This window comes from Streptomyces thermovulgaris, from assembly GCF_002155915.1.
Classification (GTDB): Bacteria; Actinomycetota; Actinomycetes; order Streptomycetales; family Streptomycetaceae; genus Streptomyces; species Streptomyces thermovulgaris.
Map to the genome: position 1 here is coordinate 1 of NZ_MUME01000430.1, position 1601 is coordinate 1601.

Consider the following 1601-nt stretch of genomic DNA (forward strand, 5'->3'; position numbering starts at 1 on the left):
TTCTCCTTCCTGCTGCCGAGCCTGAACCGGGACCCGGAACCGACCGGCAGCGAAGAGCGGGCCTTCTACTTCTTGTTGCTGAGCAGCCGGTCGGAGGACAGCTCCACGACCGCCGTGTAACCGAGAGGAGCGGCCCCAGGCTGCGGCTCCCCCGCCGGGGTACGGCTTCCCGCAGCCCGGTGCGCCGGGGGCGCCGCAGCCGCCCGCCCAGCCGCCCACGGGTGCCCCCGCGGCACCGGCCGGCCCTCAGCCGGGGTACGGCTTTCCCCAGCCCCAGGGCGCCGCTCCCGCCCCGCCCGGCGGGTACGGCTTCCCCCAGCAGCCCGCTCCGGCGCAGGGGCAGCAGCCCGTCGATCCCCGGCTCGGCACCGCCTGGCCGCAGCCGGTGCAGCACGATCAGCGGCAGCCGCAGCCCGGGGCCGCTCCGCTCGGTTACACGGCGGCCGTGGAGCTGTCCTCCGACCGGCTGCTCAGCAACAAGAAGCAGAAGGCCCGCAGTTCCCGGCCGGTCGGTTCCGGGTCCCGGTTCAGGCTCGGCGGCAGGAAGGAGGAGGCCGAGCGGCAGCGGAAGCTGGAGCTGATCCGCACGCCGGTGCTGTCCTGCTACCGGATCGCCGTGATCAGCCTCAAGGGCGGTGTGGGCAAGACGACCACCACCACCGCGCTCGGGGCCACGCTCGCCAGCGAGCGGCAGGACAAGATCCTCGCCATCGACGCCAACCCGGACGCCGGTACGCTCGGCCGCCGGGTGCGCCGGGAGACCGGGGCCACCATCCGTGACCTGGTCCAGGCGATCCCGTACCTCAACTCCTACATGGACATCCGGCGGTTCACGTCCCAGGCGCCCTCCGGGCTGGAGATCATCGCCAACGACGTCGACCCGGCCGTGTCCACGACCTTCAACGACGAGGACTACCGCCGCGCGATCGACGTCCTGGGCAAGCAGTACCCGATCATCCTCACCGACTCCGGCACGGGTCTGCTCTACAGCGCCATGCGCGGGGTGCTCGACCTCGCCGACCAGCTCATCATCATCTCCACGCCGTCCGTGGACGGGGCGAGCAGCGCCAGTACGACGCTGGACTGGCTGTCCGCGCACGGGTACTCCGAGCTGGTGGCGCGTTCCATCACCGTGATCTCCGGTGTGCGCGAGACCGGAAAGATGATCAAGGTGGAGGACATAGTCGCCCACTTCGAGACCCGCTGCCGCGGGGTCGTCGTGGTGCCCTTCGACGAGCATCTGGCCACCGGTGCCGAGGTCGACCTGGACATGATGCGGCCGAAGGTGCGGGAGGCGTACTTCAACCTGGCGGCGATGGTCGCCGAGGACTTCGTACGGCACCAGCAGGCGCAGGGGCTGTGGATGTCCGACGGCAACCCGCCGCCGATCGCTCCCCCGCCGCTGCCGGGGCAGCCGCTTCCGGGTCAGCCCGCGCCGGGGCAGCCCCCCTACCCGGGACAGCACCCCTATCCGGGGCAGCCGGGACAGCCGGGGCAGCCGGTTCCGGGGCAGTTCGCTCCCCAGCAGCCCGCCCCGCCCGTCCCCGGTCAGCCGTACCCGGGACAGCCCCCCGTCGCGGGGCCGCAGCCCGGGCAGCCGC

The 1601-nt window shown here is 72.6% G+C and carries 1 pseudogene; it reads left to right on the forward strand.

Going from position 1 to position 1601, the window contains the following annotated elements:
• Positions 1–100: 100 nt before the first annotated feature.
• Positions 101–1601, forward strand: a pseudogene (locus CCN35_RS25915) (MinD/ParA family ATP-binding protein); the annotation flags it as partial.